Below are 13,738 nucleotides of genomic sequence, written 5' to 3' on the forward strand. Positions count from 1 at the left end.
TACCCCCTAACCCCAATCAGCTATTGCTGGGGAAAGCGAACTGCGCAGCTTCGTGGGACTTACGCTGCGGCCAACGCTGGGTAATGGCCTTGCGCTTGGTGTAGAAGCGCACGCCGTCCGGGCCGTAGGCGTGGAGGTCGCCGAAGAGGGAGCGCTTCCAGCCGCCGAAGCTGTGGTAGGCCACCGGGACCGGCAGGGGTACGTTGACGCCGACCATGCCCACTTCGATTTCGTCGCAGAACAGGCGGGCCGCTTCACCGTCGCGGGTGAAGATGCAGGTGCCGTTGCCGTATTCGTGGTCGTTGATCAGCTTCATGGCTTCTTCGAGGCTGTTCACGCGGACGACGCAGAGCACCGGGCCGAAGATTTCTTCCTTGTAGATGGTCATCTCCGGGGTCACGCGGTCGAACAGGGTGCCGCCGACGAAGAAGCCATTCTCGTGGCCAGCCACTTTGAAGCCACGGCCATCTACTACCAGCTCGGCGCCTTGCGCCACGCCGCTGTCGATGTAGCCGGTGACCTTGGCTTGCGCAGCGCCAGTGACCAGCGGGCCCATGTCGAGGCCGCAGGAGGTGCCGGCGCCGATCTTCAGGCCTTTGACTTGCGGAACCAGCTTCTCAACCAGTGCGTCGGCAACCTGGTCGCCTACGCAGACGGCCACGGAGATGGCCATGCAGCGCTCGCCGCAGGAGCCGTAGGCCGCGCCCATCAGTGCGCTGACGGCGTTGTCGAGGTCGCAGTCGGGCATCAGCACCGCGTGGTTCTTGGCGCCGCCCAGGGCCTGGACGCGCTTGCCGCGCTTGGTGCCTTCGGAATAGATGTATTCGGCGATCGGGGTCGAGCCGACGAAGCTCAGGGCCTTCACTTCCGGTGCTTCGATCAGCGCGTCCACGGCTTCCTTGTCGCCGTGCACCACGTTCAGCACGCCTTTGGGCAGGCCGGCTTCTTCGAAGAGTTCGGCGATCAGCAGGGTCGAGCTCGGGTCACGCTCGGACGGCTTCAGGACGAAGGTGTTGCCGCAGGCGATGGCCAGCGGATACATCCACAGCGGAACCATCGCCGGGAAGTTGAACGGGGTGATGCCGGCAACCACGCCCAGCGGCTGGAAGTCGCTCCAGGCGTCGATGTTCGGGCCGACGTTGCGGGTGTATTCGCCTTTCAGGATTTCCGGAGCAGCGGTGGCGTACTCGACGTTCTCGATGCCGCGCTTGAGTTCACCGGCGGCGTCTTCGATGGTCTTGCCGTGTTCTTCGCTGATCAGCTGGACGATGCGCTGCTCGTTGGCTTCGAGCAGTTGCTTGAAGCGGAACAGCACCTGAGCGCGCTTGGCCGGCGGGGTGTTGCGCCAGGCCGGGAAGGCGGCCTTGGCGGCGTCGATGGCCTTCTGCACGGTGGCGCGGCTGGCCAGCGGGACCTTGCGCACGGCTTCGCCAGTGGACGGGTTGAAGACGTCGGCGCTGCGGCCGGTGTCGGCGATCATTTCGCCGCCGATCAGGTGCTTGACGGTAGTCATGGGAATTCTCTTCTCGCTAAGTGGGTCGGGGCGAGGCTCTTTCAGGAGCCCCTTTCCCTAGCCCGCGCCCAGAAGGGAGCGGGGATTGTTCGGTTTGCGGTGGGCTGCAAGGGACGCCGGGAAGCACTCTAAGGTGACTCGCCCGGCGCCGCTTTCTTGCGTGCCCGCGCGCTCAATGATCGTGCGGCTGCCCGTCCTTGAGCTCGATCTCGATGAAGGCCACTTCGTGGTCGCACGGGTTGATCACGTTGTGCTCGGTGCCGATCTGGCGGGTGTAGCTCTGGCCCAGGACCAGCGGCGCGCGCCGCTCGCCCTCGGGGGTTTCCAGCAGCAGCTCGCCGCCGGTCACCGGGACCACCACGTACTCCATGCCGTGACGGTGCCAGCCGGTCTCGGCACCGGGCGGGAAGCGCCATTCGGTGACCAGGACCTTGGCATTGTCGATCTGCACGGTCGGGATGGCCTTGGGACGCTGGCTCACCTTACGCGACCCCGTTCAGGGCTTCGCCGACGGCGTTGAACAGGCGGTCCAGGTCTTCGGGCTTGGCGTTGAAGGTCGGGCCGAACTGCAGGGTGTCGCCGCCGAAGCGCACGTAGAAGCCTTCTTTCCACAGCTTCATGCTGGCTTCGAACGGACGCACGATGGCGTCGCCGTCGCGACCGGCGATCTGGATCGCGCCGGCCAGGCCGCAGTTGCGGATGTCGATGACGTTCTTCGCGCCCTTCAGGCCGTGCAGCGCTTTCTCGAAGTGCGGCGCCAGCTCCAGGGACTGCTGGATGAGATTCTCTTTCTCCAGCAGGTCGAGGGCGGCCAGGCCGGCGGCGCAGGCGACCGGGTGCGCGGAGTAGGTGTAGCCGTGGCCGAATTCCACCGCGTATTCCGGCAGGTTCTGGCCCATGAAGGTGTCGTAGATCTCGCTGCTGGCGATCACCGCGCCCATCGGGATGGCGCCGTTGGTGACCTGCTTGGCGACGTTCATGATGTCCGGCTTCACGCCGAAGAACTCGGCGCCGGTGGCCTTGCCCATGCGGCCGAAGGCGGTGATCACTTCGTCGAAGATCAGCAGGATGTTGTGCTGGTCGCAGATTTCGCGCAGGCGCTGCAGGTAGCCCTTGGGCGGCACGATCACGCCGGCGGAACCGGACATCGGCTCGACGATCACGGCGGCGATGTTGGAGGCGTCATGCAGTTCGATCAGCTTGAGCAGCTCGTTGGCCAGCTCCACGCCGCCGGTCTCGGCCATGCCCTTGGTGAAGGCCAGGCCCGGCTGCAGGGTGTGCGGCAGGTGGTCGACGTCCATCAGCTGGCCGAACATCTTGCGGTTGCCGCCGATGCCGCCCAGGGCGGTGCCGGCGACGTTCACGCCGTGGTAGCCACGGGCGCGGCCGATCAGCTTGGTCTTCTGCGCCTGGCCTTTGATGCGCCAGTAGGCGCGGGCCATCTTGATCGAGGTGTCGGCGCACTCGGAACCCGAGCCGGTGAAGAACACGTGGTCCAGGCCCGCCGGGGTCATCTGGGCGATCTTCTCGGCCAGCTTGAAGGACAGCGGGTGGCCGTACTGGAAGGCCGGGGAGTAGTCGAGGGTGGTCAGCTGCTTGGCGACCGCGTCGGCGATTTCCTTGCGCGAGTGACCGGCGCCGCAGGTCCACAGACCGGACAGGCTGTCGTAGATGCGACGGCCCTTGTCGTCGACCAGGTAGCTGCCTTCGGCGCCGACGATGATGCGCGGGTCTTTCTGGAAGTTGCGGTTGGCGCTGAAGGGCATCCAGTGGGCCTTCAGGTTCAGTTCGCTGGCCACCGACGGGGTGACGTTCACTTGCTGGTTCATGGAGCTCGTCCTCGACGACTGTCTTGTTGGGCGCGCAGGCCGCGTCACACCTGCTGCGATGACACAAGATTGGGCCTGACTTAACGTGAGTTAAAGCCTATTCTTCTCACGCTCAGTTTCGATTCGGTAAAACTAAAATGGCGAAACCCCGTAGCCCTTCCCTGGGCCAGGTCAGCGACTTCGAGATCCGCCTCCTGCGGATATTCAAGACCATCGTGGAATGCGGCAGCTTCTCGGCCGCCGAAAGCACCCTCGGCATCAGCCGCTCGGCTATCAGCCTGCACATGGGCGACCTGGAGAAGCGCCTGGGCATGCGCCTGTGCCAGCGCGGCCGCGCCGGCTTCGCGCTGACCGACGAAGGCCGCGAGGTGTACCGCGCCACCGGTTCGCTGCTGGCAGCGCTGGAGGGCTTCCGCGCGGAGGTCAACGAGCTGCACCAGCACCTGCGCGGCGAGCTGAACATCGGCATCATCAACAACCTGGTGACCCTGCCGCAGATGCGCATCACCCACGCCCTGCGCGCGCTCAAGGGCAGCGGGCCGGGCGTGCGCATCAACATCGGCATGACCACGCCCAACGAGATCGAGCTGGGCGTGCTCGACGGCCGCCTGCACGTCGGCGTGGTGCCGCTCATCAGCCCGCTGTCGGGGCTGGAGTACTCGGCGCTGTACGAGGAACGCTCGCTGCTCTATTGCAGCCAGGAGCACCCGCTGTTCGAGCGCGACGACGCGAGCATCACGGTGGCGGAAATCCATGCCTGCGACGCGGTGGCACCGAGCTACCGCATCCCCGCCGAAGCCCAGGAAAGGCACCAGGAGCTGAACGGCAGCGCCAACGCCTCTGACCGCGAGGGCATGGCCTTCCTGATCCTCACCGGCAGCTATATCGGCTACCTGCCCGACCACTACGCGGCGGATTGGGTAGCCCAGGGCAGCATGCGCGCGCTGCGCGCGGAGCGCTTCCACTACGACATCCCGCTGACCGTGGTGACCCGCAAGGGCCGCCGGCCGAACCTGGTGCTGGAGCGCTTCCTGGAGGCGGTGGCGGAGAGCCGCTGATGGCGGCGCACCGGCTCCCTGTAGGAGCGGATCTCATCCGCGAAAATCCCCGCACCGGTTCCAAGCTGTCGGAGCGCGCCTTGCGCGCGATTCGCGGACAAGGTCCGCTCCTACACCGGTACAACCCCCCGTGCGGTTCGCGAGCAAGCTCGCTCCTACGAAGAGCCGCAATGCGGCGAAGTTGGACGTTCCTTGTGAGCCCTTTCACTCAACTGATTCCGGTTGACAGCTTTTGCGCTCGTTCCCTAGCATCTCTTCTACGACTCAGCCCCGTACGCAGCGATTCAGTTCGCTGGCCGTTGGGGTGAAAAAACCGGCCCGCTGGCCGGTTTTTTCGTTTCTGAGGATTGGAAAACTGTGCGTACCGCCTTCTTCGTCGACGGTTACAACCTCTTCTACGGCCTGCTGGCCGGCACCGAATTCAAATGGCTGGACCTCCCCGGCCTCCTCCAGCATGTCCTGCGGGTGCAGGACCCTTCCGCCCAGACAGCGGCGATCCGCTACTTCACTGCCAGCGTGAAGCCAGATCTGGCGTCGCGAGGCGTGGCCTCCAAGGAAGCCCAGGACACCTACATCCGCGCCCTGAAAGCGCGTGGTGTAGAGGTATTTCTTGGGCGGCACCGCCTCGAGCCCGGTCGCGCTCCGCGATTCATCAGCAAGCACATTCCGGCTTCGCGGGCGGATCAGGTCGATATCTGGGAACTGGAAGAAAAGGAAACCGACGTCCATCTGGCCATCAGCATGTATCGACTGGCCTCACGCCAGGCCACTCTCGGCCCGAACGAGCGAATCGGGCAGATCGTTCTGGTGTCTGCCGATACGGACATGGCGCCAGCCCTGAGGGCAATGCGGGAAGACTTTCCTGAACTGCGCCTCGGCGTAATCCTTCCCCACCGCGAAGGCCTGAAGCGCGAACCACCGGGTTCCCTGCAGGAACATTCGCACTGGATGCGCCGAATCATCACCAAGGAAGAGCTGCGGGCGCACCAGTTTCCGCCACGGGTTCCGACCCGCAAACGCCCGGCCTGCAAGCCCGATTACTGGTGACGTAGCCAACCGCCCATCACCAGCCCAGCGCTTTCCTCTGCCCTGAGCGCAAAAATCCTATAACCCCTGCCCGCCGCCCCGCAGGCCGCGGGCTTGGGGCTCGTGCAGCTTTTCCCTAGCCAGCGACTACAAAAAACATAATTTCGCTATTGCCCGGCTCTGAACAGAATGCGGCCAACCCGGCAGACAGCCGCTTAGAACAACAACGATCAGAGTCGGAAGGAGGCAGTCCATGACCGAGCTGAATCAAACCGCCCTGCACAGGACGGTAGGCAACATGGAAATCGATACCCTGGTGGTCGGCGCTGGCCAGGCCGGCGTGGCCGTCAGCGAACACCTGACCAAGCTCGGTGTCCCGCACCTGGTCCTGGAGAAGAACCGCATCGCCGAAGCCTGGCGCACTGGGCGCTGGGATTCGCTGGTCGCCAACGGCCCGGCCTGGCACGACCGCTTCCCGGGCATGGAATTCGACATCGATCCGGACGCCTTCGCGCCCAAGGAAACCGTCGCTGCCTACTTCGAGGCCTATGCCAAGCAGTTCAACGCGCCGATCCGCACCGGCGTGGAAGTGAAGAAGGTGACCCGCAATGCCGACCGTCCCGGCTTCACCGTCGAGACCTCCGAAGGCACCATCGTCGCCAACCGCGTGGTTTCCGCTACCGGCCCGTTCCAGCGCCCGGTGATCCCTGCCATCGCGCCGAAGGACGAGGGTCTGTACCAGATCCACTCCGCCGCCTACTTCAACCCGCAGCAGCTGCCCGAAGGCGCCGTGCTGGTGGTCGGTGCCGGTTCCTCCGGCGTGCAGATCGCCGACGAGCTGATGCGCGCCGGCAAGCAGGTCTACCTCTCCGTGGGCGCCCATGACCGTCCGCCGCGCTCCTACCGCAACCGCGACTTCTGCTGGTGGCTGGGCGTGCTGGGCCTGTGGGATGCCGAGGAAGTGCAGCCCGGCCGCGAGCACGTGACCATCGCCGTGAGCGGTGCGCGTGGCGGCGAGACCATCGACTTCCGTCGCCTGGCCAACGAGGGCATGACCCTGGTCGGCCTGACCCAGTCCTTCCAGGACGGCAAGGTGAGCTTCCGCGACGACCTGGTGGCGAACCTGAAAGCCGGCGACGAGAACTACCTCGGCCTGCTCGACGCTGCCGATGCCTACATCGCCCGCAACGGCCTGGACCTGCCGGAAGAGCCTGAGGCGCGCCGCGTCTACCCGGACGCCGAGTGCATCCGCAACCCGATCCGCGAGCTGGACCTGGCCGCCGCCGGCATCACCTCGATCATCTGGGCCACCGGCTATGCCGTGGACTTCAGCTGGCTGCAGGTGGACGCCTTCGACGACAAGGGCAAGCCCAAGCACCAGCGCGGCGTCTCCCGCGAGCCGGGCGTGTACTTCGTCGGCCTGCCGTGGCTGTCGCGCCGTGGTTCCTCGTTCATCTGGGGCGTGTGGCACGACGCCAAGCACGTCGCCGGGCACATCGCCACGCAGCGCCAATACCTCGAATACCGCGACGCCGGGCAACGCCAGTCCGACGCCAGCGTACCCGTACAGAAAGCCGCATCCTGGGAGTAAGACGATGCCTACCCACACTCGCATTCGCATGTTCAACACCAAGGACACCTACCCGAACCAGACCCTGAACAACGACCTGTGCCAGGCCGTGCGTGCCGGCAACACCGTGTACGTGCGCGGCCAGGTCGGCACCGACTTCGAGGGCAAGCTGGTCGGCCTGGGCGACCCGGCGGCGCAAGCCGAGCAGGCGATGAAGAACGTCAAGCAACTGCTGGAAGAAGCCGGCAGCGACCTGTCGCACATCGTCAAGACCACCACCTACATCATCGACCCGCGCTACCGCGAGCCGGTCTACCAGGAAGTCGGCAAGTGGCTGAAGGGCGTGTTCCCGATCTCCACCGGCCTGGTCGTCTCGGCCCTCGGCCAGCCGCAGTGGCTGATGGAAATCGACGTGATCGCGGTCATCCCGGACGACTGGGAAAAATAAGGAGCGGCCCATGACCTTCTCCATCGTTGGCCGCTGCGCCGAGACCGGCCAGTTGGGCATCGCCATCAGTTCCTCGAGCATCGCCGTCGGCGCCCGCTGCCCCTGGGTACGCGCCGGCGTCGGCGCGGTAGCCACGCAGAACGTGACCCTGCCGGCCCTCGGCCCGCAGATCCTCGACCAGCTGGAGGCCGGCCTCGACCCGGCCGCCGCGCTGGACAAGGCGCTGTCGAGCAACGGCTACAGCCAGTTCCGCCAGGTGACGGTGATCGACCAGCACGGCAAGGTCGCGCTGTTCACCGGCAGTGAAGCGCTGGGTGTGAACCACGCGGTGGCCGGCGAGAACTGCGTGGCGGCGGGCAACCTGCTCTCCTCCACGGCGGTGATCGAGGCGATGACCCAGGCCTTCGAGAACGCCTCCGGCTGCCTGGCCGAGCGCCTGATCGCGGCCATGCAGGCGGCCATGGCCGCCGGCGGCGAAGCGGGGCCTGTGCATTCGGCGGCGCTGAAGGTGGTCGGCGACCTGGTCTGGCCGATGGTCGACCTGCGCGTCGACTGGGCCGACGAGGCGCCGATCGACGAGCTGGAGAAGCTCTGGGTGGCCTACAAGCCGCAGATGCAGGACTACATCACCCGCGCGCTCGACCCGACCAAGGCGCCGAGCTACGGCGTGCCGGGCGACGAGTGACGTAACCCTGTAGGAGCGAGCTTGCTCGCGAACGGCCTCGCAGCGGGGCGGATTCGCGAGCAAGAACTGGGCGTCCCCCTCGCTCCTACGTTTGAAGAACACAGGAACCGAGCATGCCTTCCAGCCGTGAAATCCTCGCCAAGCTGATCGCCTTCGACACCGTCAGCCGCAACTCCAACCTGGCGCTGATCGAGTACATCCGCGACTACCTCGCCGACCTCGGCGTGGAAAGCGAACTCTTCCACGACGCCGAAGGGCGCAAGGCCAACCTGTTCGCCACCCTCGGCCCGCGCGATCGCGGCGGCGTGTGCCTGTCCGGGCATACCGACGTGGTGCCGGTGGACGGCCAACCCTGGACGGTGCCGCCGTTCGAGCTGACCGAGAAGGACGGCCGCCTGTACGGCCGCGGCAGCGCCGACATGAAGGGCTACATCGCCTGCGTGCTGGCCGCCGTTCCGCAGTTCCTCGCACAACCGCTGCGCGTGCCGCTGCACCTGGCCTTCTCCTACGACGAGGAAGTCGGCTGCCTGGGCGTGCGTTCGCTGCTGGCCGCGCTGGAGAAGCGCGAGCACAAGCCCATCGCCTGCATCATCGGCGAGCCCACCGAGCTGAAACCGGTGCTCGGCCACAAGGGCAAGCTGGCCATGCGCTGCCAGGTGCACGGAGCGCCCTGCCACTCGGCCTACGCCCCGCAGGGGGTGAACGCCATCGAATACGCGGCGAAGCTGATCAACCGCCTCGGCGAGATCGGCACCCGCCTGGCGGCCGTGGAGCGCCACGACGCGCGCTTCGACCCGCCCTACTCCACCGTGCAGACCGGCGTGATCAGCGGCGGCCGCGCACTGAACATCGTCCCGGCGGAATGCCAGTTCGACTTCGAAGTGCGCGCGCTGCCCAGCGATGATCCGCAGCAAGTCGCCGACGCGCTGCGCGACTATGCGGAAACCGAGCTGCTACCGCAGATGCGCGCGGTGAAGGCGGAAACCGACATCCGCTTCAGCGAGCTGTCGGCCTACCCGGCGCTGGCCACCGACCCGCAGAGCGAAGTCGCGCAGCTGCTGGCGCAACTGAGCGGTTCGGAAGAGTTCAGCACCGTGGCCTATGGCACCGAGGGCGGCCTGTTCGACCAGGCCGGCATTCCCACGGTGGTCTGCGGCCCGGGCAGCATGGACCAGGGCCACAAGCCCGACGAGTTCGTCAGCATCGCGCAGCTCAATGCCTGCGATGAGCTGCTGGCTCGATTGGCGGCATGGATGAAGGCCTGACGGCCTGCGGCGGATAACCGCCTCGCGGTTATTCGCCCTGCACCGATTTCCACCGCGGGATGATGTTGCCCGGCGCTTCACGGCCGTCGGGGGCATCGTCTCGCGGTCCCTCTTCGCGCTCATGGCCCGCCCTGGCGGGGTTAACGACGGGGCTCCGTCGGGGTTCGCCATGTGCGCGATTTATTCACCGCCGCCGCACCACGCCTTTGTAGGAGATTCTATGTCAATGACGGCTCCTGCTTTGGAGGCTGGTAGCTGGTCTGGGATTGCATCAGGGCAAAGGCAATTCGGGCCAATTTGCGGGCGAGGATAGTCAGGGCCTCGATCTTCTTCAGGCCGCGCGCCAGGTAGCTTTGGTAAAGGGCCTGCCAGCGCTGCTTGAACAGTTCGCCGGGCGTGAAGCCGAACAATCCCTTGAACGCCGCGATATAGGCCGAGGTGGAGTCGTAGCCGCAATCCAGCGCGGCGGCGGTGACGCTGTCGCCTTTCTCCAGGGTGTTGAGCGAGGCCAGCAGGCGCTGGCGTTGGCGCCAGAGTCGGAAGCTCATGCCGGTCTCGCGCTGGAACAGCCGCGACAGGGTCTTCTCCGATGTCCCCAGGCGCTGCGCCCAATCGCCCAGGGTCAGGCTCGCCGTGGGTTGCTCGATCAGCGCCTGGCACAGCTGCAGCAGGCGGGCTTCCTGCGGCATGGGCAGGGAGAAGGCGACTTCCGGCAGGGTGCGCAGCTGGTCCAGCAGCACGCCCACCAGGCGCTCTTCGGGGGTTTCGCCCTGTGGATAATCCACCGGCAGCTCGCAGAAGCTCTTGATCAGCTCGCGCGCCAGGGGCGTCACCTCCAGCACCCGGCAGCGCTCCGGCGCCCAGGCGCTGGCGTCGTCGCGCAAGTATAGGCTGCGCATCTCGGCGCGGCCCGAGGTCACCACTTCGTGCTCCAGGTAGGCCGGTATCCAGATCGCGCGCTGCGGCGGGGCGAAGAAGCTGCCCTCCGCCGTGTGCACGCCAAGCACCCCGCTGATGGCGTAGGACAGCTGCACCCAGGCGTGGTGGTGGCGGCCGGTCCAGGAGCCGGCGCGCAGGCTTTCGGCGCGGGCGTAGACCGGGCGCGGCAGGCCGTCGAGGACCGGGATCAGGCGTTGCAGTTCGGGAGGCTGTCCGTTCATCGCTATGCTTTGGCTTTGTGTCGCTAGTCGACGGAGTCTGGCAGGGCTCCCCTGCCGCCTCAAGCCGCCCCGGAGCCTGCCATGCTGAATTTCTCCGCCCAGGAATACCCCTACGCCTCGCAACGTTCGCTGGTTTTCGCGCGCCGGGGCATGGTCGCCACTTCGCAGCCGCTGGCGGCGCAGATCGGCCTGGACATGCTCAAGCGCGGCGGCAACGCGGTGGACGCAGCAGTGGCCACGGCGGCAGCGCTGACGGTAGTGGAACCGACCGGCTGCGGCATTGGCGGCGATGCCTTCGCCCTGGTGTGGATCAAGGACCGCCTGTACGGCCTCGACGCCAGCGGCCAGGCGCCGGCCGCGCTGAGCATCGACGCGGTGCGCGGCGCGGGCCACTCGCGCATTCCGCTGCATGGCTGGACGCCCGTTACCGTGCCTGGCTGCCCGGCGGCCTGGGCCGAGCTGTCGGCGCGCTTCGGCCGGTTGCCTTTCGCCGAGCTGCTGGCGCCGGCCATCGAGCTGGCGGAGGACGGCTTCCCCGTCTCGCCGGTGATCGCCGGGCTGTGGCAGGGCGGGCTGGATAAATTCCGAGCAGTACGCGGTGACCACCCCGAACTGGACGCTTGGTTCACCGAATTCCTCATCGACGGCCGCGCCCCGCGCGCCGGCGAGATCTTCCGCAACCCGGCCCAGGCCGACACCCTGCGCGAACTGGCAGCGACCCGCTGCGAGAGCTTCTATCGCGGCGAACTGGCACGACGCATCGCCGCGCATGCCGAACGCAGCGGCGGCTACCTACGCGCCGACGACCTGGCTGGCTACCGGGCGCAGTGGGTCGAGCCGATCTCGCTGAACTACCGCGGCTACGACGTCTGGGAAATCCCGCCGGCCGGCCAGGGCCTGGTCGCGCTGATGGCGCTGAACATCCTCAAGGGCTTCGACTTCGCCGACCGCGACAGCCCGGACACCTGGCACCGTCAACTGGAGGCGATGAAGCTCGCCTACGCCGACGGCCGCGCCTATATCAGCCAACCGGACTGCATGCGCGTGAGCGTTGCCGAGCTGCTCAGCGAAGGCTACGCCGCACAGCGCCGCGCGCTGATCGACGAGCGCGCCCTGGAGCCGCATCCGGGCAAGCCGCGCGCCGGCGGCACCGTGTACCTGGCCGCCGCCGATGGCGAGGGCAACCTGGTCTCCTTCATCCAGAGCAACTACCACGGCTTCGGCTCCGGCGTGGTGATCCCCGGCACCGGCATCGCCCTGCAGAATCGCGGCGCCGAGTTCAGCCTCGACCCCGCGCATGTGAACGCCCTGGCGCCGGGCAAGAAGACCTTCCACACCATCATCCCCGGCTTCCTCAGCAAGGACGGCGTACCGCTCGGCCCGTTCGGCGTGATGGGCGCCTACATGCAGCCGCAAGGGCACGTGCAGATGGTGATGAACCTGGTCGATTTCGGCCTCAACCCGCAGGCGGCGCTGGACGCCCCACGCTGGCAGTGGCTGGGCGACAAGCGCATCGGCATCGAGCACGGCGCGCCGCGCAGCCTGGCGGCGGTGCTGACGCGGCGCGGTCACCACGTCGAAGTCGCACACGACCTGACCAGCTACGGGCGCGGCCAGATCATCCTCCGCGACCCCGTCAGCGGCGTGCTTTGCGGCGGCTGCGAGCCGCGCACCGACAGCCAGATCGCCGCCTGGTAACGGCGCCGTCCGGCCGGCGGGGATGCCTGGGCGGCGTGGCTCTGGCATTATCCGCCGCCGGATTGCGCGACCATCCGTCACTGACGGAGCGCGCGGGCAGATGTGTAGAATCTTCACAGCATCTTTGTATACAAGTTTCTCGTTGACTCAATTCAACCGGACAGAATCCTGTATTCAATTCCGCCATGCGTTGCTCGCCAAATTGGCGCCCCGACCGACGGCCGTGCCCTCTTTGAAGGCATGACCTGTCCCGCTGGTCAGGTTTCTGCCGCTGTGTCGCCCTTTTGAGCGCACGCATGCCACCGGCACTGCATTGCGGCGACCCCATGAAAAGGGCTGGCCCGCAGCGATCCGAACACTAAAAACCAGCCGACGACGAGCGTTGGCCCCGATCTTGCCTTGGCAGGCCAAGCCTGACTGATTGGACAGGTTCCTATACCAACGAGATCGCAGCACTTCAAAACCTAGGAGCTCCACATGACTCGCACCCTCGCATCCCTGCTGCTCGCCGGCGGGCTGCTCACCGCAGGCCAGGCCATGGCCGGCGGCGAAGACCTGACCCCCGCACCGGCGGTCAACAACGGCCCGCTGATCTGGCACAACGAGAGCCTGACCTACCTGTGGGGCAAGGACTACAAGGTCAACGCGCCGATCCAGCAGACCGTCACCCTCGAGAGCGCGAGCGCCTGGACCTGGGGCGACATCTGGTTCTTCGTCGACAACACCCGCTACAACGGCAAGGAAGACAGCCAGAACGGCCGGTACAGCTACTACGGCGAGTTCAGCCCGCGCCTGTCGTTCGGCAAGATCACCGGCACCGACCTGTCCTTCGGCCCGATCAAGGACGTGCTGCTGGCCTCCACCTACGAGTTCGGCGAAGGCGACGTCGAGTCCTACCTGCTCGGCCCGGGCTTCGACCTGGCCCTGCCCGGCTTCGACTACTTCCAGCTGAACTTCTACTACCGCAAGCCCGACGGCAACCGCGTACCGTCCGGCGCCTGGCAGATCACCCCGGCGTGGGCCATGACCTTCCCGGTCGGCAACTCCGACATCCTCTTCGACGGCTTCATGGACTGGGTCGTCAACAACAAGAGCGCCAGCTCCAGCGAGCGCGGCCAGAGCGACTACCACGCCAACCTGCACTTCAACCCGCAGATCAAGTACGACCTGGGCAAGGCCATGGGCTACGAGGCCAAGCACCTGTACGTCGGTGTCGAGTACGACTACTGGTCCGACAAGTACGGCATCAAGGACTCGCAGTTCTTCACCACCGACCAGAACACCGCCAGCCTGCTGGTCAAGTACCACTTCTGATGCACCCCGCCCCGCCTCCCCGGCGGGGCTTCGCCAGCGGGACCGATGCGGTTCCGCCGGGCGTTCCGCGCACCCTTGCGGTGCAATGCCAGGCAGCCCTTCCCGGCGCTGTCAGAAAAAACCCTAGGAAACTTGAATCGCCCGCCCCGCCTGGGTTATCCATGCTCCGCCC

Annotated in this window: 11 protein-coding genes and 1 pseudogene; 8 read left to right on the forward strand and 4 right to left on the reverse strand. The window is 66.5% G+C overall.

Features of this window, described 5'->3' with window-relative positions; genetic code table 11:
• Window positions 1–16: 16 nt before the first annotated feature.
• From PKB_RS28285 to aptA, 3 genes are all read right to left on the reverse strand, one after another.
• Entirely contained in the window at window positions 17–1,513 is a 1,497-nt protein-coding gene (locus PKB_RS28285) for a CoA-acylating methylmalonate-semialdehyde dehydrogenase (protein ID WP_043256615.1), read from the reverse strand.
• A 172-nt stretch (window positions 1,514–1,685) separates the two neighbouring features.
• Window positions 1,686–1,994, reverse strand: coding sequence for a cupin domain-containing protein (locus PKB_RS28290; RefSeq protein ID WP_043256617.1), 309 nt, complete (start codon window positions 1,992–1,994; stop codon window positions 1,686–1,688).
• 1 nt (window position 1,995) lies between these two features.
• A complete protein-coding gene (aptA, locus tag PKB_RS28295; RefSeq protein ID WP_043256620.1) occupies window positions 1,996–3,342 on the reverse strand; it encodes an omega-aminotransferase AptA in 1,347 nt (448 codons plus the stop codon).
• Window positions 3,343–3,479: 137 nt separating this feature from the next.
• On the opposite strand from aptA, the gene PKB_RS28300 reads away from it, so the two are divergent.
• The 6 genes from PKB_RS28300 (at window position 3,480) to argE (ending at window position 9,394) form a co-directional block, all read left to right on the forward strand.
• Window positions 3,480–4,400 (forward strand): LysR family transcriptional regulator, encoded by a 921-nt coding sequence (locus tag PKB_RS28300; RefSeq protein WP_043256622.1) that lies wholly within the window; start codon window positions 3,480–3,482, stop codon window positions 4,398–4,400.
• A 357-nt stretch (window positions 4,401–4,757) separates the two neighbouring features.
• The gene (locus PKB_RS28305) at window positions 4,758–5,447 is read left to right on the forward strand and encodes a PIN domain-containing protein (protein ID WP_043256624.1); all 690 of its coding nucleotides are present in this window, start codon (window positions 4,758–4,760) and stop codon (window positions 5,445–5,447) included.
• Window positions 5,448–5,679: 232 nt separating this feature from the next.
• A complete protein-coding gene (locus PKB_RS28310) occupies window positions 5,680–7,017 on the forward strand; it encodes a flavin-containing monooxygenase (RefSeq protein ID WP_043256626.1) in 1,338 nt (445 codons plus the stop codon).
• A gap of 4 nt (window positions 7,018–7,021) precedes the next feature.
• Complete coding sequence (locus PKB_RS28315) at window positions 7,022–7,444, forward strand: RidA family protein (RefSeq protein WP_043256628.1); 423 nt, start codon at window positions 7,022–7,024, stop codon at window positions 7,442–7,444.
• A gap of 10 nt (window positions 7,445–7,454) precedes the next feature.
• A complete protein-coding gene (locus PKB_RS28320; protein WP_043256630.1) occupies window positions 7,455–8,129 on the forward strand; it encodes a DUF1028 domain-containing protein in 675 nt (224 codons plus the stop codon).
• A 113-nt stretch (window positions 8,130–8,242) separates the two neighbouring features.
• Window positions 8,243–9,394, forward strand: a complete 1,152-nt coding sequence (argE, locus tag PKB_RS28325; RefSeq protein WP_043256631.1) for an acetylornithine deacetylase — start codon at window positions 8,243–8,245, stop codon at window positions 9,392–9,394.
• 371 nt (window positions 9,395–9,765) lie between these two features.
• Here the strand turns inward: argE and PKB_RS28330 are convergent.
• Window positions 9,766–10,560, reverse strand: a pseudogene (locus PKB_RS28330) (AraC family transcriptional regulator); the annotation flags it as partial.
• Window positions 10,561–10,635: 75 nt separating this feature from the next.
• Between PKB_RS28330 and PKB_RS28335 the strand changes: the two are divergent.
• Both PKB_RS28335 and PKB_RS28340 read left to right on the forward strand, forming a co-directional pair.
• The gene (locus PKB_RS28335) at window positions 10,636–12,252 is read left to right on the forward strand and encodes a gamma-glutamyltransferase family protein (protein ID WP_043256633.1); all 1,617 of its coding nucleotides are present in this window, start codon (window positions 10,636–10,638) and stop codon (window positions 12,250–12,252) included.
• Window positions 12,253–12,729: 477 nt separating this feature from the next.
• Entirely contained in the window at window positions 12,730–13,566 is an 837-nt protein-coding gene (locus PKB_RS28340; protein ID WP_043256635.1) for an outer membrane protein OmpK, read from the forward strand.
• Window positions 13,567–13,738 lie beyond the last annotated feature (172 nt).

The sequence above is a fragment of the Pseudomonas knackmussii B13 genome (assembly GCF_000689415.1).
Lineage (GTDB): Bacteria > Pseudomonadota > Gammaproteobacteria > Pseudomonadales > Pseudomonadaceae > Pseudomonas > Pseudomonas knackmussii.

Coding starts and splice junctions, on each gene's coding strand:
- PKB_RS28315 (WP_043256628.1), top strand. CDS start 7,022: ATGCCTACCCACACTCGCATTCGCATGTTCAACACCAAGGACACCTAC.
- PKB_RS28340 (WP_043256635.1), top strand. CDS start 12,730: ATGACTCGCACCCTCGCATCCCTGCTGCTCGCCGGCGGGCTGCTCACC.
- aptA (WP_043256620.1), bottom strand. CDS start 3,342: ATGAACCAGCAAGTGAACGTCACCCCGTCGGTGGCCAGCGAACTGAAC.
- PKB_RS28285 (WP_043256615.1), bottom strand. CDS start 1,513: ATGACTACCGTCAAGCACCTGATCGGCGGCGAAATGATCGCCGACACC.
- PKB_RS28300 (WP_043256622.1), top strand. CDS start 3,480: ATGGCGAAACCCCGTAGCCCTTCCCTGGGCCAGGTCAGCGACTTCGAG.
- PKB_RS28335 (WP_043256633.1), top strand. CDS start 10,636: ATGCTGAATTTCTCCGCCCAGGAATACCCCTACGCCTCGCAACGTTCG.
- PKB_RS28310 (WP_043256626.1), top strand. CDS start 5,680: ATGACCGAGCTGAATCAAACCGCCCTGCACAGGACGGTAGGCAACATG.
- PKB_RS28320 (WP_043256630.1), top strand. CDS start 7,455: ATGACCTTCTCCATCGTTGGCCGCTGCGCCGAGACCGGCCAGTTGGGC.
- argE (WP_043256631.1), top strand. CDS start 8,243: ATGCCTTCCAGCCGTGAAATCCTCGCCAAGCTGATCGCCTTCGACACC.